Origin of the sequence: Pseudomonas sp. DTU12.3 (assembly GCF_004124275.1) — a bacterium.
GTDB classification, from domain to species: Bacteria; Pseudomonadota; Gammaproteobacteria; order Pseudomonadales; family Pseudomonadaceae; genus Aquipseudomonas; species Aquipseudomonas helmanticensis.
On sequence record NZ_CP027218.1, the window covers coordinates 2,791,159 to 2,810,162 of the forward strand.

The 19,004-nt window shown below is 59.1% G+C and carries 24 protein-coding genes; 14 read left to right on the forward strand and 10 right to left on the reverse strand.

Annotated elements, in window-relative coordinates; translation table 11 throughout:
• The first annotated feature begins 71 nt into the window (after positions 1-71).
• Entirely contained in the window at positions 72-599 is a 528-nt protein-coding gene (locus C2E19_RS12810; protein WP_129392581.1) for a DUF3087 domain-containing protein, read from the forward strand.
• Here C2E19_RS12810 and C2E19_RS12815 read toward each other — a convergent pair whose 3' ends face one another.
• Together C2E19_RS12815 and C2E19_RS12820 are read right to left on the reverse strand one after the other, a co-directional pair.
• Positions 600-974 (reverse strand): DUF2784 domain-containing protein, encoded by a 375-nt coding sequence (locus C2E19_RS12815; RefSeq protein ID WP_129392584.1) that lies wholly within the window; start codon positions 972-974, stop codon positions 600-602.
• Positions 975-1,026: 52 nt separating this feature from the next.
• Positions 1,027-1,962, reverse strand: coding sequence for a GGDEF domain-containing protein (locus tag C2E19_RS12820; protein ID WP_129392587.1), 936 nt, complete (start codon positions 1,960-1,962; stop codon positions 1,027-1,029).
• 181 nt (positions 1,963-2,143) lie between these two features.
• Between C2E19_RS12820 and C2E19_RS12825 the strand changes: the two genes are divergently transcribed.
• From C2E19_RS12825 to C2E19_RS28990, 3 genes are all read left to right on the forward strand, one after another.
• Positions 2,144-2,842, forward strand: a complete 699-nt coding sequence (locus tag C2E19_RS12825) for an AzlC family ABC transporter permease (protein WP_129392590.1) — start codon at positions 2,144-2,146, stop codon at positions 2,840-2,842.
• On the forward strand, positions 2,839-3,153 hold the full coding sequence (locus C2E19_RS12830; protein ID WP_064389414.1) for an AzlD domain-containing protein: 315 nt from the start codon (positions 2,839-2,841) through the stop codon (positions 3,151-3,153). Before C2E19_RS12825 ends, C2E19_RS12830 begins: the two co-directional genes overlap by 4 nt.
• Before the next feature lie 63 nt (positions 3,154-3,216).
• Positions 3,217-3,363: a hypothetical protein gene (locus tag C2E19_RS28990; protein WP_164979428.1), complete on the forward strand. Its 147-nt coding sequence runs from the start codon at positions 3,217-3,219 to the stop codon at positions 3,361-3,363.
• Between the two features lie 47 nt (positions 3,364-3,410).
• On the opposite strand, the gene C2E19_RS12835 is transcribed toward C2E19_RS28990, so the two are convergent.
• From C2E19_RS12835 to C2E19_RS12855, 4 genes are all read right to left on the reverse strand, one after another.
• Complete coding sequence (locus C2E19_RS12835) at positions 3,411-3,683, reverse strand: hypothetical protein (protein ID WP_129396115.1); 273 nt, start codon at positions 3,681-3,683, stop codon at positions 3,411-3,413.
• A gap of 333 nt (positions 3,684-4,016) precedes the next feature.
• Positions 4,017-4,697: an SOS response-associated peptidase gene (locus C2E19_RS12845; protein WP_129392593.1), complete on the reverse strand. Its 681-nt coding sequence runs from the start codon at positions 4,695-4,697 to the stop codon at positions 4,017-4,019.
• A gap of 48 nt (positions 4,698-4,745) precedes the next feature.
• Complete coding sequence (locus C2E19_RS12850) at positions 4,746-5,588, reverse strand: ABC transporter permease (RefSeq protein WP_129392596.1); 843 nt, start codon at positions 5,586-5,588, stop codon at positions 4,746-4,748.
• A 61-nt stretch (positions 5,589-5,649) separates the two neighbouring features.
• Positions 5,650-6,636 carry an aliphatic sulfonate ABC transporter substrate-binding protein gene (locus C2E19_RS12855; protein ID WP_129392599.1) on the reverse strand — a complete coding sequence of 329 codons (987 nt, stop codon included), beginning with the start codon at positions 6,634-6,636 and terminating at the stop codon, positions 5,650-5,652.
• Between the two features lie 293 nt (positions 6,637-6,929).
• Here C2E19_RS12855 and C2E19_RS12860 point away from each other — a divergent pair, with 293 nt between their 5' ends.
• From C2E19_RS12860 to C2E19_RS12870, 3 genes are all read left to right on the forward strand, one after another.
• On the forward strand, positions 6,930-7,877 hold the full coding sequence (locus tag C2E19_RS12860) for an ABC transporter substrate-binding protein (RefSeq protein ID WP_129392602.1): 948 nt from the start codon (positions 6,930-6,932) through the stop codon (positions 7,875-7,877).
• 131 nt (positions 7,878-8,008) lie between these two features.
• Positions 8,009-8,908 carry a polysaccharide deacetylase family protein gene (locus C2E19_RS12865; protein ID WP_129392605.1) on the forward strand — a complete coding sequence of 300 codons (900 nt, stop codon included), beginning with the start codon at positions 8,009-8,011 and terminating at the stop codon, positions 8,906-8,908.
• Positions 8,909-9,020: 112 nt separating this feature from the next.
• Positions 9,021-9,263 (forward strand): DUF1652 domain-containing protein, encoded by a 243-nt coding sequence (locus C2E19_RS12870; protein WP_129392608.1) that lies wholly within the window; start codon positions 9,021-9,023, stop codon positions 9,261-9,263.
• Between the two features lie 3 nt (positions 9,264-9,266).
• On the opposite strand, the gene C2E19_RS12875 is transcribed toward C2E19_RS12870, so the two are convergent.
• The gene (locus C2E19_RS12875; RefSeq protein WP_129392611.1) at positions 9,267-9,629 is read right to left on the reverse strand and encodes an NUDIX hydrolase; all 363 of its coding nucleotides are present in this window, start codon (positions 9,627-9,629) and stop codon (positions 9,267-9,269) included.
• Positions 9,630-9,853: 224 nt separating this feature from the next.
• Here C2E19_RS12875 and C2E19_RS12880 point away from each other — a divergent pair, with 224 nt between their 5' ends.
• Positions 9,854-10,051, forward strand: a complete 198-nt coding sequence (locus C2E19_RS12880) for a DUF2188 domain-containing protein (RefSeq protein ID WP_129392615.1) — start codon at positions 9,854-9,856, stop codon at positions 10,049-10,051.
• Between the two features lie 64 nt (positions 10,052-10,115).
• Here C2E19_RS12880 and C2E19_RS12885 read toward each other — a convergent pair whose 3' ends face one another.
• Positions 10,116-10,355, reverse strand: coding sequence for a hypothetical protein (locus C2E19_RS12885; RefSeq protein ID WP_008085812.1), 240 nt, complete (start codon positions 10,353-10,355; stop codon positions 10,116-10,118).
• Between the two features lie 184 nt (positions 10,356-10,539).
• Between C2E19_RS12885 and C2E19_RS12890 the strand changes: the two genes are divergently transcribed.
• The gene (locus C2E19_RS12890) at positions 10,540-10,875 is read left to right on the forward strand and encodes a hypothetical protein (protein WP_129392619.1); all 336 of its coding nucleotides are present in this window, start codon (positions 10,540-10,542) and stop codon (positions 10,873-10,875) included.
• Between the two features lie 91 nt (positions 10,876-10,966).
• Here C2E19_RS12890 and C2E19_RS12895 read toward each other — a convergent pair whose 3' ends face one another.
• Positions 10,967-11,515, reverse strand: coding sequence for an Rrf2 family transcriptional regulator (locus tag C2E19_RS12895; RefSeq protein WP_129392622.1), 549 nt, complete (start codon positions 11,513-11,515; stop codon positions 10,967-10,969).
• A 292-nt stretch (positions 11,516-11,807) separates the two neighbouring features.
• Here C2E19_RS12895 and C2E19_RS12900 point away from each other — a divergent pair, with 292 nt between their 5' ends.
• From C2E19_RS12900 to C2E19_RS12920, 5 genes are all read left to right on the forward strand, one after another.
• The gene (locus tag C2E19_RS12900; RefSeq protein ID WP_129392625.1) at positions 11,808-13,013 is read left to right on the forward strand and encodes an NAD(P)/FAD-dependent oxidoreductase; all 1,206 of its coding nucleotides are present in this window, start codon (positions 11,808-11,810) and stop codon (positions 13,011-13,013) included.
• Positions 13,014-13,310: 297 nt separating this feature from the next.
• A complete protein-coding gene (gene fae, locus C2E19_RS12905) occupies positions 13,311-13,823 on the forward strand; it encodes a formaldehyde-activating enzyme (protein WP_129392628.1) in 513 nt (170 codons plus the stop codon).
• A gap of 10 nt (positions 13,824-13,833) precedes the next feature.
• Entirely contained in the window at positions 13,834-14,868 is a 1,035-nt protein-coding gene (locus tag C2E19_RS12910; RefSeq protein WP_129392632.1) for an aldo/keto reductase, read from the forward strand.
• Positions 14,865-16,298, forward strand: a complete 1,434-nt coding sequence (locus C2E19_RS12915; RefSeq protein WP_129392635.1) for an NAD-dependent succinate-semialdehyde dehydrogenase — start codon at positions 14,865-14,867, stop codon at positions 16,296-16,298. The genes C2E19_RS12910 and C2E19_RS12915 overlap by 4 nt, the downstream gene beginning before the upstream one ends.
• A gap of 167 nt (positions 16,299-16,465) precedes the next feature.
• Entirely contained in the window at positions 16,466-17,830 is a 1,365-nt protein-coding gene (locus tag C2E19_RS12920; RefSeq protein WP_129392638.1) for an MFS transporter, read from the forward strand.
• 185 nt (positions 17,831-18,015) lie between these two features.
• On the opposite strand, the gene C2E19_RS12925 is transcribed toward C2E19_RS12920, so the two are convergent.
• The gene (locus tag C2E19_RS12925; RefSeq protein WP_129392641.1) at positions 18,016-18,891 is read right to left on the reverse strand and encodes a LysR substrate-binding domain-containing protein; all 876 of its coding nucleotides are present in this window, start codon (positions 18,889-18,891) and stop codon (positions 18,016-18,018) included.
• Positions 18,892-19,004: the final 113 nt, after the last annotated feature.

Here is a 19,004-nt window from a genome sequence, read left to right on the forward strand (position 1 = left end):
CTCGTAGAGGCGATAATGCGCCGGCGAGTTTTTTCCGTTGCCCCTTTTGTCGCTCAAGGAAGTCATAAGTGATGTTCGAGATTCAGCCGATGGACGCCGCCACCTTTCGCCAGCAGACCCGGCGCAGCACGATCATCATCGCCGTGCTGTTCCTGGTGCTGGCGATGTTGTTTTCCAGCGTCGCAGTGGCGCTGTTCGGCGAGCCTGGCGGCGATAATCTGCGGTTCAACGTCGGTGGAGTGTTCGTCGCGTTCCTGCTGACGGCGGCGTTGCTGCGCGGGCGCTTCTGGAATCAGAGCTGGATGGCCCCGGCGGTGTACAGCTGGCGGCTCAAGCGCAACCTGATGGGCATCACCAATGTGATGCATCAGGTCACGGCAGCCGTCGAGAAGAATGATCCGACGGCAATGAAAGTGTTGCGCTTCTATCATCTGGGGCTAACACAAATGCATGAACTGGACGGTAACTCCAGCGATCATGGGCAACTGTGGCGCGAAGTCGAAGCGCACAAGGAGCGGATGCAGGCGTTGGGTCTCGACACTGAGCAGAAGCGACTCGACCCTGCCTGGCTGGAAGCCCTGAAGCAGAAGTCGCGTTGATTACAGCGCTCGGCGCAGCCTCCATGAGCGGATCAAACGGCCGTACACCAGCAGGTTGACCGCCAGCACCACGCTGCCCAGTGCCAGTTGAATCTGCGGGGTCAGCCCCGCCGGATAGATGATCGGCCAGACGTAATGCTCGATGAAACCGCCGGCGTATTCGGTCTGCCCGGCGGCGTGGCGCATGAGGTTTTCCCAGTAGGTCAGCGGGCAGGTCAGGTGCAACACCTCGACCGCCACGCCCCAGGCCGCTGCCGGCAAATGCAGCCACATCATTCGCGGCCATTTCAGCACCAGCAAACCGCCAAACAGCACGAACAAAATAAAGCACAAATGAAACAGCACCAGCCCGTCGGCTGCGATTCGGTACAGCATGTGGTCTCCCTGACGCGAGTGTGAATGGCGCTATGTTACGCCCGTCAGGGGCTTAAACGTCAGTGCGAAAATCAGCGAATTCGGCGCGCATGCGCCCGTTGTGCTTGGCTTGATAGAGCAGTTTGTCGACCTGTTCGACGAAGTGCAGAGGGTCGTCGCCGGCAGCGGCTTGCGTCGTGCCAACGCCCAGGCTGAGGCTGACCAGCGACGACACCGGAGAATGCGCGTGTGCAATCTGTTGCTGACGAATCAAGTGCAGGCATTTGCGTGCCACCAGACGCGCCGACTCGGCATCGGTTTCCGGCAACAGCCAGACAAACTCTTCACCGCCAATACGCGCGATGAAATCCCGTGGCCGGTTGGCCGCGAGCGATAGCGTCTTGGCCACCTGGCGCAGGCATTCGTCACCTTTGATGTGGCCGTAATGGTCGTTGTATTGCTTGAAGTAGTCGATGTCGAGCACCAGCAGTGACAGCGGTAATCCGCTGCGTTGTGCACTGGCCCACTCGCGTTCGAGAACCGTGTCGAACATGCGCCGGTTGGCGATGCCGGTGAGCCCGTCCTGAAATGAATACTCTTCGAGTTGCTTCTGCAAACGGATCAGATGCTCTTCGGTTTTCTTGCGTTCGCTGATATCGAACATGAACCCGACCAGCGCTTCGACCTCGCCGTCCTTGCGCACCACGTGCACCACATCGCGGATCCACACGTAGTCGCCGCTGCTGGTGAGGGCACGATAATCGGCTTCATGATCGACGCCGGCGCGCGACTGCGACACGCAGAATTCGACGACGTAATCGCGATCATCCGGGTGCATGCGCTCGACCCAGTCATTGACCCCGACCCAACTGTCCTGCTGCCAGCCGAGCAGGGTTTCGATCTGCGGGCCGATGTAGCTGAAGGTCATGGTTTTCCAGTCGATCCGCCATGGAATGGCTTTGGTCGATTCCAACAGGGTCTTGTACACGTCATTGTCGATAGCAGTCATGGCGGGGTTGGTGTCCTGGGGAAAATGCAGCGCCAGCATGTTGCTAGCATCGAAGGCTTGCAAGCGGTGGGCCGATGAACGGCCAGTCCAAGCGATTTCCTACAAGTGCGCAAGATTGTTCAAGCCAGAAAACAGCGTTTACTGGCACAGTCTGCGACCGTTTCTCTGGTTGAAGAGCGTTATGTCTGACTCACTTTTGCCGCGCAGTGCGTTTCTTCGCGGCGCGGCGGCGATCATGCCGTTGTCTCTGGCGACTGCGCCGTGGGGGCTGCTGGCCGGTTCCATGGCGATTGAAGCCAATCTCACCCCGCTGCAAGGGCAGGGCTTGTCGAGCATCGTCTTTGCCGGCGCTGCGCAACTGGTTGCGATTGGCATGCTCAAGGGCGGTGCGGGGATTTTCTCGATTCTGCTGACGACCGTGCTGCTGACGTCGCAGCATTTGTTGTACGGCATGAGCATGCGTTCGGTGATTTCACCGCTGCCGGGGCGTTGGCGAATCGGCCTGGGCTTTTTGCTCACCGACGAGTTGTTCGCCTTGACCAGTCAGCATGATCGCCAGCAGTTCAATCGCTGGTACGCGTTGGGCGTCGGCCTGACGTTCTACATCGCCTGGAATCTCTTCACCCTCGCCGGCATCGTTCTCGGCAGCAGTATTCCGGGGCTTGAGCATCTGGGCCTGGACTTCTCGATCGCGGCAACCTTCATTGCCCTGATCACCCCAGTGGTGCGCAACGTGCCGACCGTGGTGTGCGTGGCGGTGTCGCTGTTCTGCTCGGTGTTGTTCAGTTATTGGCAATGGGGTTCGGCGCTGGTGTTGTCGGGGCTGGCGGGTATGACCGCCGGATTTATCTGCAACAAGCTCTATCGGGGGCGCACATGATGGTCTGGGCAGTGATTTTCGGTATGGGGATTCTGGTGTTCCTCAACCGCTACGTGTTTCTCGAACCGCGCTTGCCGGTGCGCTTGAGCAGCAATGCCCGGCAGTTTCTCGGGTTTGCCGTGCCAGGCATGTTGACTGCGATCTGCGGGCCGATTGTATTCATGCCCGACAAACAGCTGAATTTGCAGTGGGACAACCCCTATCTGCTTAGTTCGCTGGTCGCGATCGGGCTGGTGATATACACGCGCAGCACTTTGCTCAGTATGTTGTTGAGCATGGCGTTCTTCTTTGTGTTGCGCTGGTGGTTGTAAGTTGGCCGATTGAAACTGTTCTACGCTGTAAGGATGGCTGTTTACTTGTGACGGGAGGTGGGCATGGCGACTGAGCAAAAACATCCGGAGCCGGATGACGAAGACACAGACGAGCCGACGCAAGAGGAAATCGAACGCGAGAAACACAAGGAACAGACCTGGAAGCATGACGATGGCAGGGAGCTGTCCGATCCTGATCGCAAGTTCTGACCCATTGATATGAAAAAGCCCCGCATGAGCGGGGCTTTTTGTTTGTTTCAAAGATCGTCCATCTGCGTGAAGTCGGGGTGTGACGCCCGATATCCCAAGGTTTTGTCGATCCAGGCATTGAGCTCGTTGACCATCACCGGCGGGTGGCCGGGATATCCTTCGAGGGTGGTGCGCAGGATACGTTCGATGTCGGGAACGGATCGCAGGTTTCGGGTCTTGATGTAATGGCCGATAAAACAGTCGAGTTCAAAGCGTTCTGTCATCGACAGAAAAATACACTCCAGGCCGCTGACCTGTTTGATTGCAAAATCGTCGCGCAACTTATTTCTCTGCAAGGCTTGTAGAAGTTGTGGGGAGATTCCTGATTTGTTGACTCTTTGGTCAACTGGTATACCAATCGGAAATGCGGCGCGCATGCTATCCGTAGTGCATCTAAATGTATGTATGACGATTGAAATGTCAGACCAGTGGTTGATTCATTCGAACGCTTGTTTCAAGGGCCTTGATTCAAGAATGAAACACCACCTGTAAAGCCCGTGCGTCACGTGTAGGAGCTGCCGAAGGCCGCGATCTTTTGACTTTGCTGATCAACAGCAAAAGATCGCAGCCTGCGGCAGCTCCTACAGGGATAGACGCGATGGGCGCGGAGATATTTAGGGTTGTTCGAGAATCAGGCTCGCGCCTTGATTGCGCGCATTGCCCACGGCTTTGCCGACTTTGTGCCAGGCGAAGTTTTCGCTGCTTTCGCCTTCGAACAACAGCATCTGTTCGGCGCGTTCGACGGGCGTGGCTGGGTCGAGCCATTCGTGCACCAATTCTGCGCAGAACACCACCGGGCGCCGATCATGGATATCGAGCATACCGCCGGCGCTGTCAGCGGTGATGATCACGAATCCATCGTCATCGCGCGCCTCGGCACCCGGTGTCGGCAACTGGCCGATAGCCGCGCAGAAAACCGGCGCGTGATCGGCGCGACGAATCAGCCACGGCTGTCGGGTTTTGTCCTCGGCATCGACCCACTCGAACCAGTTGTCGACAGGCACGATCAGGCGCTGAGGCCAGATCGCCCGGAAGAACGGGCCATGCGCAACTTTCTCCACCCGCGCATTGATCGGTGCCGCGCGATCCCTGGCCCAGTGCGGGCGCCAACCCCAGCGCAGATTGTCGGCATACACGCGTTGTTCGTGTTGATGGAGCACCGCCAGCGCAGTGGTCGGCGCCGCGTTGTAGCGGCCCAGCGGTGCATCGCCGACATGGTTGATCAGCGCATCGGGAATGCTCAGCACGGCGACGAAGTCGTGAATGCCACGGTACTGCGAGAGTCTTCCGCACATGAGCTGAACCTCCGGTTGGACGAATTCAGCTTAGTTGCCCTTGCGCATTCAATCCTTGCCGTCTTGTCCGGTGAACGTATCGCGCCACGCCAGCCAGCGTCGTTCCAGCGCCGCGAGCAGGCCGTCGCTGAGTTTGCCCAGCAGGGCGAGGACGATGATCGCCGCCAGGACAATGTCTGGCCGCGACGTTTCGCGACCATCACTGAGCAGATAGCCGAGGCCTTTGGTCGCGGCGATCAGTTCGGCGGCGACGAGAAACATCCACGCCAGGCTCATGCCGCTGCGCAGTCCGGTGAACAGGCCGGGCAGGGCGGCCGGCAAAAGAATCCGCCGCACCAGTTGCCAGCGACTGAAGCCGTAGATACGCCCGACTTCCACCAGTTTTCGATCGATATTGCGGATCGCCGCAACGACGTTGACGTACACCGGAAAGAACGCGCCGATGGCGATCAAAACGATCTTCGAAGTCTCGTCGATGCCCAGCCACAGCAATAACAGTGGCACCCAGGCCAGGCTGGGAATCGAGCGTAATGCGGCAAAAGTCGGTTCCAGGTAAGCCTCGGCCTCGCGGCTCAAACCGACCCATGCGGCAAACACCAGTGCCAGGCTGGCGCCGATGGCGAACCCGAGCAACACGCGAATCAGACTGGCGCCGATGTGTTTCCACAAGGCACCTTCAGCGAGGTCGGTCAGCGTCACGGCGATCTCGCTGGGCGCCGGCATCTGGTAGGACGGCAGCCAGCCGATCCGTACGATAATTTCCAGCGCGACGACGATCAGCAGTGGCAGGGCGAGGCCTTTGAGGCGGCGCTGCCATGCCGGGTTGAAAGCGGCGGATGGCCGGCGCGACAAGGCGAGCGGCGCGGGCAGGTCTTTGCTGTGACTGGGCATGATGCAGGCTCCGCTCCCGAGCAATCGGCGGCGCGCGCGGATTACTCGGGAGTCTGGTCAATTACTGGCGGGCGACGGCTTGCTGCACACCGCTGTCGAGCAACTGATCGATGACTTGATCGACGTTGACGCCACGGCGCACCAGTTCTTCGGAGACCAGAATTGGCGCGGCAGCTTTAGAAGCGCTGACGTCGTTGGCGGTCAATTGCGGGCTGCTCAGGTCGGTACGCGACAGTTGCAGTTTGGCCACGTCCAGCGGCAATCCGGATTCCTTGGCGAGCAGGGCGGCGAACTCTTCAGGGTTTTTCAGCGACCATTCACGTGCCTGTTCGTAAGCCTTGATCACGGTGTCGATGGTGTGTGGATGCTCTCGGGCGTATTGCTCGGTGACACTGACCACGCCGTAGCTGTTAAAAGCTGGATTGCGGTAGAGCAGTCGCGAGCCAGCCTGCACCTGGCTGGCAGCCATGTGCGGATCGAGACCGGCCCAGGCGTCGACGTCACCCTTTTCCAGCGCGGTGCGACCGTCCGGATGTTGCAGATGGACCAATTCCACGTCGTCCTTTTTCAACCCGGCCTGTTGCAGGCTGCGCAAGGTGAACAGGTACGGATCGGTGCCTTTGGTGGCGGCGATTTTCTTGCCCTTGAGATCGGCAACGGTCTGCAACGGCGAGCCTTTACGCACCACCAGCGCGGTCCATTCGGCGCGGCTGTAAACATAAACCGATTTGATCGGGCTGCCGTTGGCGCGACTGAGCACGGCGGCGAGGCTGGCGCTGGAGGCAAAATCGACGCCGCCGCTGTTGAGGTATTCCAGCGAGCGGTTGCTGCCTTGGCTCAACACCCAGCTGACTTTGGTTTGCGGCAGGGCTTTCTCGAGAAAGCCGAAGTGCTTGAGCACCAGGCTTACCGGTGAGTAATAGGCGTAGTCGAGATGCACTTCCGCTGGAGCGGTTTCAGCCGCGTGGGCCAGCGGTTGCAGGCTCAGGGCCATCGCGCCAGCGGCCAACAGGGTTTTGAGGCGGGTTAACGGAAAGAACGAGGTCATGGGGCGCTCCGGCAAAGGCACAGGTTTCTTATGTCCAAAAAGATATTTTTGTCGAATGCTTCCTGCATCAATGGAATATTGCAGGCTCTGTGCCATGTGTGCTGAGCGCCGGTTTACAAGGCTTTCAAGGCTTTTAAGCGTTTTTCAGTTGTTGCCTGGCGAACAGTCTGGTGCGGCACTGTTGCTAGAGAAACAGTCGCAATCGTCAGTGATGAGCTTATGCATTAATCGAATTTCAGAAGCAGATATTAAGAGCGTTATGGTCTATGCAATTCCCATTTGCAGGACGTGCCATGACGCTTTCCCGTTTCCTTCGCAATGCGCTCACTGGCGCACTGTTCACTGCGCCACTTGCCTACGCCTCTGAGCCTGTGGTCCTGCATGTCGGTGACCAGAACTACTACAACATCCGCGCCTCGATCGAGGCATCGGGTGTATTGAAAGGTGCGCCGTACACGGTCGACTGGAAACATTTCCAGGCCGCTGCACCGCTCGCCGAAGCGCTGCAAACCGGTTCGCTCGACCTGGGCTTTCTGGGCGACTCCGGTTTTCTGTTTCTCGCCGCAAAACAGGCGCCGGTGAAACTGATCGGGGTGTCACGGCAGAATCCGGACACCATCGCCTTGCTGGTGCCGAAGGATTCCCCGGTGAAAACCATCGCCGACCTCAAGGGCAAAAAAGTTGCCTATTGGCCCGGTGCCTGGAGTCAACAATTGACCTTGCGCGCGCTGGAGCAGGGCGGTCTGCCGGAAAATTACGTCGACTTCGTCAAGCTGATGCCGATTGATGCGGCAGCCGCATTGCCGCAGGGCAGCATCGATGCCTTTCCGGTGTGGGAACCGTACATTTCCCAGCAGATCGTGTTTTCCGGTGCGCGGCCGATTCTCACCGCGAAAAACCTGATGCCGGGCCTCAGCGCGATTGCCGCCTCTACGCCGTCCATCGACAGCAAGCGTGCGGCGATCGCTGATTTTCTCGGGCGTTTGAAGCAGGCGCGGGCTTGGGTCGACAGCCACACTGACGAGTACGCCGATCTGTGGGCGAAGAAGGCCAACCTTGATCAGCAGGTCTCGCGCCACTGGTTGCGCCAGGCGCACATGACCGTAGGCCCGGTGGATCAACAGGCGTCGGCCGATCTGCAAAGCACCGCCGACTTCTTGTACAAGGTCAAGGCATTGCCAGCGCCGCTGGCTACAGCGGCGATTATCGACCCGTCCTTTGCGCAGGCATTGGCACACTGAACGAGCGCTGGAACCAAACCCTGTGTACCTTATCCAACCTCGGCTCGCAGACAGGAGCGCAGGGATGGATAGGGGCGAGGGAGTTTTGCCAATCGACAACATGACCGGCGCGGTCGGGCTCAAGGCAAAACATGACATCGGCATTCAAATTCATATGCGCAGCGGCCATCGCTCTGGGGCTGGCCGGTTGCATCGCCGCGCCCATCGAAATGACTGCGCAGACCGAAACCCGCCTCAAGGCCCAGGCGCCGGTGCGCTTTCTGCTGACGTTCGATGACGGCCCCAGCGCTTCGAGCTTGTGGAACCCGTCGGCAACAGTGCTCGATGGCCTCAAGGACAATCCGCTGCAAGCGAATATCAAAGCGGTGTTTTTCGTCCAGACCCGCGCGCCCCGGGCCGGCAACAGCGAGATTGGCCGAGACATCATGCGCCGTGAGTACGCCGAAGGGCACATCCTCGGGTTTCACACCGCAACCCACTGGCACACCAATCATCGCTCGCTCGACCCGCAGGAACTCGAAGCCTCACTGAGCAATGGCACGGCGGACATTGCGGCGATCACCGGGGCGCCACCGACGCTGTTGCGTCCGCCATTCTGGAATTACGACAAACGCACCTTCGCCGCCTATCAGCAGCACGGCTTGCACGTGCTGCTCACCGATTTGAGCGCCAATGACGGCAAGATCTGGGGTTTCAACGCCAGCCCGCGTCGACGGGCGAACCTGTTGCGCCAGCTTTCGGAAGTGCGCGAGCGCATTGCCCTCGGCGAGTTTCCCAGCGTGGACGGGGTGACGCCGGTGGTGGTGACCTTTCATGACCTCAACCGCTACACCGCACGGCACACCCGCGAATACCTGCAAATCCTCCTCGACAGCGCCGCGGCGACGGGCGTGAAACTGGCGGACAAGCCGTTCTATGACGACCACGACGCACTCGAGAAAGCCGCGCTGGCACGCACGGTTCAGCAGAGTTCGGAGTCGGTCGAATTGCCGGGGATCTGGAACTGGATCTGGGATCACGACGCTCATTGAAAGGTTGCGCAGGAAATGTGACGGGCTTGGCATTCTTGTATCGGGCAGGACACAAATTGCTCATCTATGCTCTATCGATCGAATCGATCCATCGCCTGCGAGGCGTCCGTCCATGCTTGCCATAACCGACATTTGCCGCATCGTCGAGTCAGGCTTTCCCGCATTCAAGTGCGACTGCATTCCGACGAAACAGGGACTGCTGCAAATCAAGGTTTATGAGCCAGACAGCGGACGTGTCGAGTTGCTGCTCAATGGGGTATCCCCGGAACACCTCGTCACGATCCGTGACATCTCCAACTTTATCGGTGAGCTGCGCACGGAAATGAGTGCGGGGCGGCGGGCCTTCGCCGGTTAAGCCTCATAGACGCCGGCGAAACGCCTCGATGATGCGCACCGTTGCATCGTTGGTCTTCAAGTTGTGTACGGCGTCGAGCGGATGCCAGATGCAATCGACGATTTCGTTTTGCGGGCGCACGTCGTCGATATTCAGCACGGATGCCTCGTAGACGTGATGCCGCGTGCTGCCGGTTTGCAGTTCCATGAGATACAACACAGCGTCGGCATCCAGCCCGGTTTCTTCCTGCAATTCACGCACGGCAGCGTTCGCCCGGGTTTCCCCTGGCTCGACTTTGCCACCGGGCAAGGTCCAGCAGCAGCGGGGTTTGCGCACCAGGAGGACGTGGCGATCCTGTTCGCAAATGACGGTTGCGCGTACTTTCATCTGTTACCTGTTTGTTGCCTGTCACAATAATGTAATGAAACTGCAATATTCGAGCCGCGAGCCCATTTCAAGGTTCCGTCGGAATATGGAGCGGTTGCTTGTGCGAAAAGTGCCATAGCCCTGACCGGCAAGCGCCGCGACGCCCGGTTGGCACCGCAGCGCAAACTCGGTGTAAGGTAAATACGTGAGGCTGAACCCACCGTTAGCAAAAACAGGAGGTGCCCATGAGCATTGCGATGTTGAACAAGATGCACATGAACGGTTACGACGTGCTCAGCGTAAACAACGGCCCCTGGCGGGTTTGTACCGAGGGCGACCGGCTGGCGTCTTTCGCCAGCAGAGAGGAGGCGCTGGCGTATGCCGCAGCTCTTCCCGGCTACAAAAAACGCTCGCCGCGCGCGCAAAGTCACACGGCCAGTTGAAGCCATAATGGAAAAGCCCCGGTATTTGCCGGGGCTTGTTGTTTGGGCGTTGCCTGGAAGGGGGTCAGTGGACCTTGGTGCGGCTGATCGCCCGGGCCTTCACTTCCTTGGCATACAGTTGCAGCCGTTCCTCATCGCTCTGCAACACTTCGCAAGACCTCAAAACAGTCTGGGCGTCTGCTTCGTTACCGGATTTGCGCAGTTGTTCGGCGATCCGCTTGAGGTCGACCGCCGACCAACGCAGATCCGATGCGACACTTTGCAGGTCGCGCTGAAGTTCGTGTTCGTATTCATTGAGCCGCATGATCACCTCCGGAACATTCTCGGTAAAACAGAGTAGTCGCATTTTTCAGTGGTCGCAGGTTTCGTCCGTCGCCGGGCTCGGTGGATGTGAAAAATTGTCCAAACTTCCCCCGAAGCGTGTTGCCACGATGGATGTCCACACAGTTAAACGGTACATTCGCTTTTTTTCAGAACAGGGCAACAGCATGCGGATTTGGATCGGGAGTTTGGCGTTGGCCATGTTGGCAGGTTGTTCGTTGCCGGCATCGCTGGTACCGGGTGAGCCGAATGTCAGCAAGACCAGTGACAAGGCACCCAAGGATTATGCCGCGTGTGTATTACCGTTGTGGCAGCAAGACGTTGCGAAGACCACGCAAACGTCGATCTCCAACGGTTACCGCATCACTGCGCCGAGCATCATCACCGCTGATGAAATTCTCGATGTCGTCAAATACAAGAATGGCAGCCGGGTTTCGTTGTATCAGGGGCCACCGTGGGCGAAGTCCGGCTCGTTGCGCAAATCGGTGCGGGACTGCCTGTAACGATCGCATCGGCGGATAACAATCAGGTGCAAAAAAAGCAGAAACCGGATCAACGGTTTCTGCTTTTTTTTGCTTGCAGGTTCGGCGAGGTTCAGTCGGTGATGTCGGTTAACGGGATGCTGCCGACGTTGCCCTTTTTCTCGCGGCGCTCCTGAATCCAGTCTTCCACTTGCTGGCCAAACTCCGCCGGCGCCTTGCGGCCAACCTTTCTGGCGATGTCGAGGATGGTCTGTTGGGCGAGGGCTTCTTCCATGCGTTTTTGCGCGGTCATCATCGCGCCGTGGATCGAGCAGGTGCCCTCGATTGCCCATTCCGGCGGATTACCCTCAAACAGGGCGCAACGCCCACGAATATCGCGGCATTCGAAAATATTCTTGCGCCCGTCGATGGCATTGACGATGTCGAGCAGGGTGATTTCGTCTGCCGGTCGCGCCAGGCTGAAGCCGCCGCGCACGCCTTCACTGGCGACCACCAGTTTGCCTTTGGCCAGTTTGGTGAAGATCTTCGCCAGGTATTCCACCGGTACGCCCTGCAATTCGGCGAGATCGCGCACGCTGGCCTCGCGACTGTCGCCGCCGTTGCCCACCAGAAAAGCCAGGCAATGAATGCCGTATTCGACGCCTGCACTGTAAAGAGACATAGATAAGTCCGACTTGATTTGTCGTAAATACTATCATCCTGAGCGACCCTCGACAATCTCCTGTGCGGGATCGAATCCCGGTGTTTTCGGGGTTTAACCCAACAAATAAGCGGTAAAATCTGCCGTGTTCAATTTTAAAAGTATCGTTATTTTAGATCAAACATATCGAATAATCTGACTTGTCGCTTTTATATCCGACCAATACAGTCGGCGCTATCGGAAGGGCAGCAACAAGCCTCCGACAAAATTCGTGACACCTCTTTCCACGGTTCGGCTTTTCTGGAGACACACAATGAAGCAGCAGATTCTGGTGATCGGCGCAGGTTTTGGCGGTATGTGGTCGGCATTGAGTGCGACACGCCTGGTTGATCTGCACGGTCGCGACGACGTCGAAATCAGCGTTCTGGCACCACAGGCAGAGCTGCGCGTGCGTCCGCGTTTCTACGAACCGAACGCCCATCAGCTCGCGGCACCGCTGGCGGAACTGTTCGAAGCAGTCGGCGTTCACTTCATCAAGGGTGCCGCCGAAACGATCGATGTCGCCGCTAAAACCGTCGGTTATCGCGATGCGACAGGCGTACAGCAGGTGTTGCACTTCGACAAACTGGTGCTGGCCAGCGGCAGCGGTCTGGCCCAATCCGCCACTCCGGGCGTTGCGCAACACGCTTTCGACGTTGATCAGATCGAGGCGGCGATCCGTCTGGAAACGCATCTGAAATCCCTCGCAAATCTGCCTGACAGCCAGGCACGCAATACCGTGGTAGTCGCCGGTGGCGGTTTCACCGGCATTGAAACGGCGACTGAAATGCCCGGGCGTCTGCGCGAAATTCTTGGCGAGCAGGTCGACATCAAAGTGATCGTCGTAGATCGCGGGCAGAAGATCGGCGCTTCGATGGGCGAAGAGATCAGCCATTCGATCATCGAGGCCAGCGCAGAACTGGGCGTTGAATGGCGTTTGGGTGTGTCGGTGCAATCGGTCGATGCTGACGGCGTGACGCTGTCGGACGGGCAACGCATCGAAGCGAAAACCGTGGTCTGGACCACCGGCGTACGCGCCAGCTCGCTGACCGGGCAGATTCCGGCCGAGCGCGACAAACAGGGGCGACTGCACGTCGACGCGCACCTGAAAGTCATCGGCCAGGACGACATCTTTGCCACCGGCGACGTGGCCTACGCCGCCACCGACGACATCGGCAACTACGCGCTGATGACCTGCCAGCACGCTATTTCGCTGGGCCGTCACGCCGGTAACAACGTCGCGGCGCAGCTTCTTGGCATCGATCCGACGCCGTACAGCCAGCCGAAATACGTGACCTGCCTGGACCTTGGCGCATGGGGCGCGGTTTACACCGAAGGCTGGGATCGCCAAGTGAAACTGATCAAGCAGGAAGGTAAAACCCTGAAGACCCAGATCAACACCCAGTGGATTTATCCGCCAGTGGCTGATCGCGTGAGTGCGCTGGCGGCGGCTGACCCGATGATTCCTGTGGTCGCGTAACGAAAGCCTTGACCAACAAATCCCGCTCACTGAGCGGGATTTTTTTTGCCTGCACTGATTCCTGCACGACAGGGCTATGACTAAAAGTCATTGCCCCATGATTTTTAATGGTTACGGCCGGCTCATTGCCCGGTGTTAAAAAATCGCAAACACAGCTCATCAATAACAACCAGAGAGCGTTTGCAGCCATGTCGCATTTGTCCCGCCGCATTTCCCCACGCCCGTTATTGACCGCGCTCGCCATCCGGCCGGCGTGAGCTATCGAACATCCCTCGTATCGCAAGAGAGTAATGACTGATGAAAGAACTCGACCTGTACATCGGTGAAGGTTTCGAAGGCCCGGGCGTGAACGCCGCGCACATCAACATCCTCATCGGCCCGCGCAACGGCCCGGCCGGGCAGGCGTTCGCCAACAGCCTGGCGTCGCCAAGCCAGGGTCATTGCCCGTTCATGGTGATCGCGCAGCCAAACATTCCGGTCAAGCCGATGACCCTGTATGTGAACAAAGCCGCGATCAACAGCGATCTGCACGGCAATGCCACGTGGGGCGCCTCGCAAGCCGGAATCGCCAAAGCGGTACTCGAAGCGTTGCTCGACGGCACCTTGCCGCCGGAAGCCGAGGACGAGTGGGCGATCGTCACCGCCAACTGGGTCAACCCGGCCTGCGACGACCTCGATGCGGTGTACCAGAACAACTACAACGCCTGCCGCACTGCGATCCGCGCGGCGCTGACCGGCAAGCCGCAAATCGCGCAACTGAAAGATGTCGTGGCGCACATCAGCAACCCTTTCTACACGCCAAAAGCCTGAGGTCCGCGCCATGCAATATATTCGTTTGGGCAACTCCGGCCTGCAAGTTTCGCGTCTATGCCTGGGCACCATGAACATGGGCACGCCAGACTGGAAACCGTGGATCTTCAATGAAAAACAGAGCGAGCCGATTGTCGCGCACGCATTGGCCAACGGCGTCAATTTCATCGACCTGGCGGACTTCTATTCCGCCGGTGTCGGCGAAGAAGTGGTCGGGCGCATCGTCAAGCGCCTGGCCCGTCGCGAAGATCTGGTCATCACCACCAAGGTCGGTTACGGCACCCGTAGCGGCATCAACGCCAGCGGCCATTCGCGCAAGCACATCATGGACAGCATCGATGCCTCGCTGAAGCGTCTGGACATGGATTACGTCGACGTGTTCATGCTGCATTACTTCGACGTGAATACCCCGGTCGAAGAGACCATGGGCGCGCTGAACGACATCGTGCGTTGCGGTAAAGCCCGCTACATCGGTGTGTCGACGATGCTGACCGGGCAACTGGCGAAGATCCTCATGGCCTGCGAGCGCAACGGTTGGGTCAAGCCGATCAACATGCAGCTGCAACTGAACTGCGCCTACCGCGAAGAAGAGCGCGAAATGATTCCGTTCTGCCGCGATCAGGGCATCGGTGTCTCGGTGTTCAGTCCTTTGGCGCGCGGTCTGTTGACCGGTGACGTGCAATCGACCCGTAACCAGACTGACTTTTTCACCCAGCAGATGTACAGCGACGAAGCCTCGTTCGAGATCGCGCATTCGGTGCAGCGCGTGGCCCGTGCTCGCGGCGTATCGAATGCGCAGATCGCGCAGGCGTGGGTGGCCAATCACCCCGGCGTCGATTGCATGCTGGTCGGCGCCGACACCACGGCGCAATTCGACAGTGCGCTGGCCGCACTTGAAACCAGGCTCGATGCTGACGAGTTGCACGAGCTGGAGCGCAATTACACCCCGTGCGACGTGATCAACGACTACACCGCTGGTAAACGCATTCTGCGTTCGGCCCGTCCGGGGCTGGAGCGTTTCACTCTGCAAGGGGCAGTGGCATGAGCGATTTGATCCGTCACGGCAACTTCATCGACGGCCAGTGGGGCAAGGGCGGCGTGACCTATGCGGTGCGCAACCCAGCCAATAATGAGCTGATCGCCGAGGTGCAAAAGGCTGGTGCCGAAGAAACCGGCCTGGCCATCGACGCCGCTAACCGCGCACTGCCGGCATGGCGCAAATTGACCGCGAAGGAACGCAGCCAGCGTCTCAAGCGCTGGAGCGATTTGCTGCTCGCCAACCAAAGGGATCTGGCCACCTTGCTCAGTCGCGAGCAGGGTAAACCGTTGGCCGAGGCGATGGGCGAAGTGGTCTACGCGGCGAGTTTCCTCGAATGGTTTGGCGAGGAAGCCAAGCGCGCCTACGGTGATGTAATCCCGAGCCACAAGGCGGATGCGCGGATCATTGTGGTCAAGGAAGCCATCGGTGTGGTCGCCGCGATTACACCGTGGAACTTCCCGCTGGCCATGGTCACTCGCAAGGTCGGTCCAGCCCTGGCGGCCGGTTGCACAATGATTCTCAAGCCGTCTGAAGAGACGCCGTTGTCGGCCTTCGCCTTGGCGGTGCTGGCCGAGCAGGCGGGTATTCCGGCGGGCGTATTCAACGTCGTTTCCGGCGATGCCGTGGCGATAGGCGGTGCGCTGCAAGCGTCGAGCGTCGTGCGCAAATTGTCTTTCACCGGCTCGACCCGCATCGGCAAATTGCTTATGCGCCAGGCGGCCGACACGCTGAAAAAAGTCTCGCTGGAGCTGGGCGGCAACGCGCCGTTCATTGTCTTCGACGACGCCGATCTGGACGCGGCAGTCAAAGGCGCAATGGCCTCGAAATTCCGTAACACCGGGCAGACGTGCGTGTGCGTGAATCGCTTCTTTATCCAGGATGGCGTCTATGAAGCCTTCACCGGCAAGCTCGCCGAAGCAGTCGCAGTGATGCGCGTCGGCAGTGCGCTGGAGGGTGAAACCGAGCAAGGCCCGTTGATCAATGCGGCGGCGCTGGCCAAAGTCGAAAGGCATGTCGGCGATGCATTGGAGAAGGGCGCCACGCTGTTGTGCGGCGGCCGTCGTCACGCGCTCGGCGGTACGTTCTACGAGCCGACCATTCTGACTGAGGTCAGCGGCGACATGCTCATCGCTCAGGACGAAACCTTCGGCCCGGTGGCAGCATGCTTTCGTTTCAAGGACGAGGCCGAAGTGCTGGCACGGGCCAATGACACGCCATTCGGTTTGTCGGCGTACTTCTACAGCCGCGATATCGGCCGGGTCTGGCGCATGGCCGAAGGGCTGGAGGCAGGCATGGTCGGGATCAACGAAGGGATCATCTCGACCGAAGTGGCGCCGTTCGGCGGGATCAAGGAATCGGGCCTTGGGCGCGAAGGGTCGAAGTACGGTCTGGATGACTATCTGGAGATCAAGTACCTGTTGATGGGCGGTCTCTGACCCTCAGCGAAGATCCCCTTTGCGGGAGCGCGCATGCTCGCGAATGAGGTGTATCAGTCAACGCTTATATGAACTGACACTCAGCCTTCGCGAGCAGGCTCGCTCCCACATAAAGCCAAAGCAAGAGCAATCGGTTTCTCCGTCAATAACAACAATTGGAGACGAACATGTCCGCTCAACCCATAAAAATCGATGACCTGCCCATCGGCCGTTTTCACCTCAAGATCGCCGGCCTGACCTTCGGCGCGCACTTCACCGACGGCTATATCCTTGGCCTGATCGGCATCGCGTTCACCTTGCTCAGCCCGCAGATGCAGCTGGATGCGTTCTGGCAGGGATTGATTGGCGCCTCGGCGTTGATCGGGCTGTTTCTCGGCAGTTTGTTTTTCGGCTGGATCTCGGACAAGGTCGGTCGGCAGAAAATCTTCCTGGTCAGTTTCGTGCTGATCACCATTGCCTCGGTGATGCAGTTCTATGCCGAAACAGCCATGGGCCTGTTTCTCTGCCGGGTGTTGATCGGTATCGGTCTGGGCGGAGATTTCAGTGTCGGTCACGCCATGCTGGCCGAGTTCTCGCCGAAGAAGCATCGCGGCGTGCTGCTCGGTTCGTTCAGTGTGATCTGGACCTTCGGCTACGTCGCCGCAACCTTCGTCGGCACCGCAATGCTGAGTCTTGGCGACGATGCCTGGCGCTGGATGCTCGCGTCGTCGGCAATCCCGGCGGCGTTGATCCTGATCGCGCGCATTGGCACGCCGGAATCGCCTCGCTGGCTGGTCAATCAGGGGCGCATCGCCGAGGCGCGAGCGATTGTCAAAAAGCACTTGGGCGCCAACGTCGAGCTGGACGAAACACGCTCCAGCGAAACCCGCTCTGGCTATGCGGTGCTGTTCAGTCGCGAATACCGCAAGCGCACGGCATTCAATTGCCTGTTCTTCGTATGCATCGTGATGCCGTATTTTGCGATCTACACGTTTCTGCCCTCGATCCTGCAGAAGATGGGCCTGGCCGAAGGCTTCGGCACTGAACTGATGCTCAATATGCTGCTGATCCTCGGCGCGCTGATCGGCATCTGGTGCACGATCAAATTCACCCGGCGCGGGTTCCTGATCAACTCGTTCATCATTCTCGCGGTGGCGCTGTTTCTACTGGCGGTGTTGCCGGGCAGTGCGGCGTGGTTGATGGTGCTGGTGTTCGGTGTGTTCACGCTGGTGCTGTCGGCGGTGAGCAATCTGGTCGGAGTGTTTCCGGCGGAGAGCTTTCCCACCGAAGTGCGTGCCAGCGGGATTGGCCTGGCGACGGCAGTGAGCCGCCTCGGTTCGGCAGTCAGTACCTTCCTGTTGCCGGTGAGTGTGGCCGGGATCGGCCTGAGTCCGACCATGGCCATTCTCGCGGCGATCCTGGCGATTGGCGCGTGGCTGTCGTGGGCGTGGGCGCCGGAAACCAAGGCGCTGACGCTGAGTCAGGCGTGCAAGGCGCAAAGTCCGGTGGACGGCCCTGCAATCGCAGTAAGCAAAATCGCCACGCCGATTTGATGTGTAAGGCTCAAAGGCCTACCCCCTCACCCCAACCCTCTCCCCAAGGGGCGAGGGGGAAGGGAGCCGATCTTCGCGGGGTTCAAAATTTGAGTTCCGCTCGATATTTCAGGTCGCCGCACTTCGCACATTCACCTCGGTCAGTTCCCTCTCCCTCCGGGAGAGGGCTAGGGTGAGGGGCTCTTTCAGGGGTTACTCACCAGACTCAACCAATCAGTAAACAGCTTCACCTTCGATAATCCTTGCTTGTCATTCGCCACATCCAGCCAATACCCATAAGGCCCGATCACTTCAATCGGAGTGATCGGCACCAGGCTGCCATTGGCCAATTCCTTCTCGATCATCTGCCGGTCAATCACCGCCAGTCCGCCACCGGCCAGTGCGGTGTGAATCACCTGATCCAGCGTGCTGAATTCCAGGCCCTGTCCCGCATCGATATCCTCACGACCCATCGCCGCCAGCCAGTTCTCCCAGACCTTCAGGCGCTTGCCGTCATGCAGGATGTGCAGCAGTGCAAAGTCATGTAGATCCAGTGCTTGATCACCATTGAACAGTTCCGGGCTGGCCACTGCGATGTGCCGCTCCATCACCAGCAACTGACTGGCGCATTGCGTTGATGCAGCGAGGCCGAAACGAATGTGGCAATCGATTTCCGCGAGGCTGTCGTGGCTGGCCTGATTGGTCACGCTGAGGCTGATGTCAGGGTAGCGCTGGCAGAACGCGCGCAAGTGCGGTGACAGCCAGCGCGTCGCCCAGGTTGGCGGTGCAAGTACGCGCAGGCGTTGCCGCAGATTCGGTACGCGGACGGCTTGCAAGGCACGCTCCATGTGGTCGAACGCTTCAGCAAGATGCGGCTTGAGATTGCTGCCGGCTTCGGTCAGCGACAGGCCTTGGGGCGTGCGCACGAACAGGGCGACGCCGAGGTAGTCTTCGAGTTGTTTGATCTGGCGACTGACCGCGCCCTGGGTGACGTTGAGGCCGAGGGCAGCCTGGCTGAAGCTGCGATGGCGCGCGACTTCTTCGAACACGCGCAGGGTGTTGAGGGAGGGCAGTTGACGCATGGAGGCAGAACCCCGGATCGAGCGTTTGGCTCGGTTTGTTTTTTGTAGGTTTTGTTTGTAGGGGGTATCTGACTATTGCGCAGGGTTTGATGCAAGGGTTGTTTGTGCGGGCA

What these genes read in the sequence shown, in the direction of transcription:
- C2E19_RS12810 (WP_129392581.1), top strand. Translation starts at nt 72, where the DNA reads ATGTTCGAGATTCAGCCGATGGACGCCGCCACCTTTCGCCAGCAGACC.
- C2E19_RS12815 (WP_129392584.1), bottom strand. Translation starts at nt 974, where the DNA reads ATGCTGTACCGAATCGCAGCCGACGGGCTGGTGCTGTTTCATTTGTGC.
- C2E19_RS12820 (WP_129392587.1), bottom strand. Translation starts at nt 1,962, where the DNA reads ATGACTGCTATCGACAATGACGTGTACAAGACCCTGTTGGAATCGACC.
- C2E19_RS12825 (WP_129392590.1), top strand. Translation starts at nt 2,144, where the DNA reads ATGTCTGACTCACTTTTGCCGCGCAGTGCGTTTCTTCGCGGCGCGGCG.
- C2E19_RS12830 (WP_064389414.1), top strand. Translation starts at nt 2,839, where the DNA reads ATGATGGTCTGGGCAGTGATTTTCGGTATGGGGATTCTGGTGTTCCTC.
- C2E19_RS28990 (WP_164979428.1), top strand. Translation starts at nt 3,217, where the DNA reads ATGGCGACTGAGCAAAAACATCCGGAGCCGGATGACGAAGACACAGAC.
- C2E19_RS12845 (WP_129392593.1), bottom strand. Translation starts at nt 4,697, where the DNA reads ATGTGCGGAAGACTCTCGCAGTACCGTGGCATTCACGACTTCGTCGCC.
- C2E19_RS12850 (WP_129392596.1), bottom strand. Translation starts at nt 5,588, where the DNA reads ATGCCCAGTCACAGCAAAGACCTGCCCGCGCCGCTCGCCTTGTCGCGC.
- C2E19_RS12855 (WP_129392599.1), bottom strand. Translation starts at nt 6,636, where the DNA reads ATGACCTCGTTCTTTCCGTTAACCCGCCTCAAAACCCTGTTGGCCGCT.
- C2E19_RS12860 (WP_129392602.1), top strand. Translation starts at nt 6,930, where the DNA reads ATGACGCTTTCCCGTTTCCTTCGCAATGCGCTCACTGGCGCACTGTTC.
- C2E19_RS12865 (WP_129392605.1), top strand. Translation starts at nt 8,009, where the DNA reads ATGACATCGGCATTCAAATTCATATGCGCAGCGGCCATCGCTCTGGGG.
- C2E19_RS12870 (WP_129392608.1), top strand. Translation starts at nt 9,021, where the DNA reads ATGCTTGCCATAACCGACATTTGCCGCATCGTCGAGTCAGGCTTTCCC.
- C2E19_RS12875 (WP_129392611.1), bottom strand. Translation starts at nt 9,629, where the DNA reads ATGAAAGTACGCGCAACCGTCATTTGCGAACAGGATCGCCACGTCCTC.
- C2E19_RS12880 (WP_129392615.1), top strand. Translation starts at nt 9,854, where the DNA reads ATGAGCATTGCGATGTTGAACAAGATGCACATGAACGGTTACGACGTG.
- C2E19_RS12885 (WP_008085812.1), bottom strand. Translation starts at nt 10,355, where the DNA reads ATGCGGCTCAATGAATACGAACACGAACTTCAGCGCGACCTGCAAAGT.
- C2E19_RS12890 (WP_129392619.1), top strand. Translation starts at nt 10,540, where the DNA reads ATGCGGATTTGGATCGGGAGTTTGGCGTTGGCCATGTTGGCAGGTTGT.
- C2E19_RS12895 (WP_129392622.1), bottom strand. Translation starts at nt 11,515, where the DNA reads ATGTCTCTTTACAGTGCAGGCGTCGAATACGGCATTCATTGCCTGGCT.
- C2E19_RS12900 (WP_129392625.1), top strand. Translation starts at nt 11,808, where the DNA reads ATGAAGCAGCAGATTCTGGTGATCGGCGCAGGTTTTGGCGGTATGTGG.
- fae (WP_129392628.1), top strand. Translation starts at nt 13,311, where the DNA reads ATGAAAGAACTCGACCTGTACATCGGTGAAGGTTTCGAAGGCCCGGGC.
- C2E19_RS12910 (WP_129392632.1), top strand. Translation starts at nt 13,834, where the DNA reads ATGCAATATATTCGTTTGGGCAACTCCGGCCTGCAAGTTTCGCGTCTA.
- C2E19_RS12915 (WP_129392635.1), top strand. Translation starts at nt 14,865, where the DNA reads ATGAGCGATTTGATCCGTCACGGCAACTTCATCGACGGCCAGTGGGGC.
- C2E19_RS12920 (WP_129392638.1), top strand. Translation starts at nt 16,466, where the DNA reads ATGTCCGCTCAACCCATAAAAATCGATGACCTGCCCATCGGCCGTTTT.
- C2E19_RS12925 (WP_129392641.1), bottom strand. Translation starts at nt 18,891, where the DNA reads ATGCGTCAACTGCCCTCCCTCAACACCCTGCGCGTGTTCGAAGAAGTC.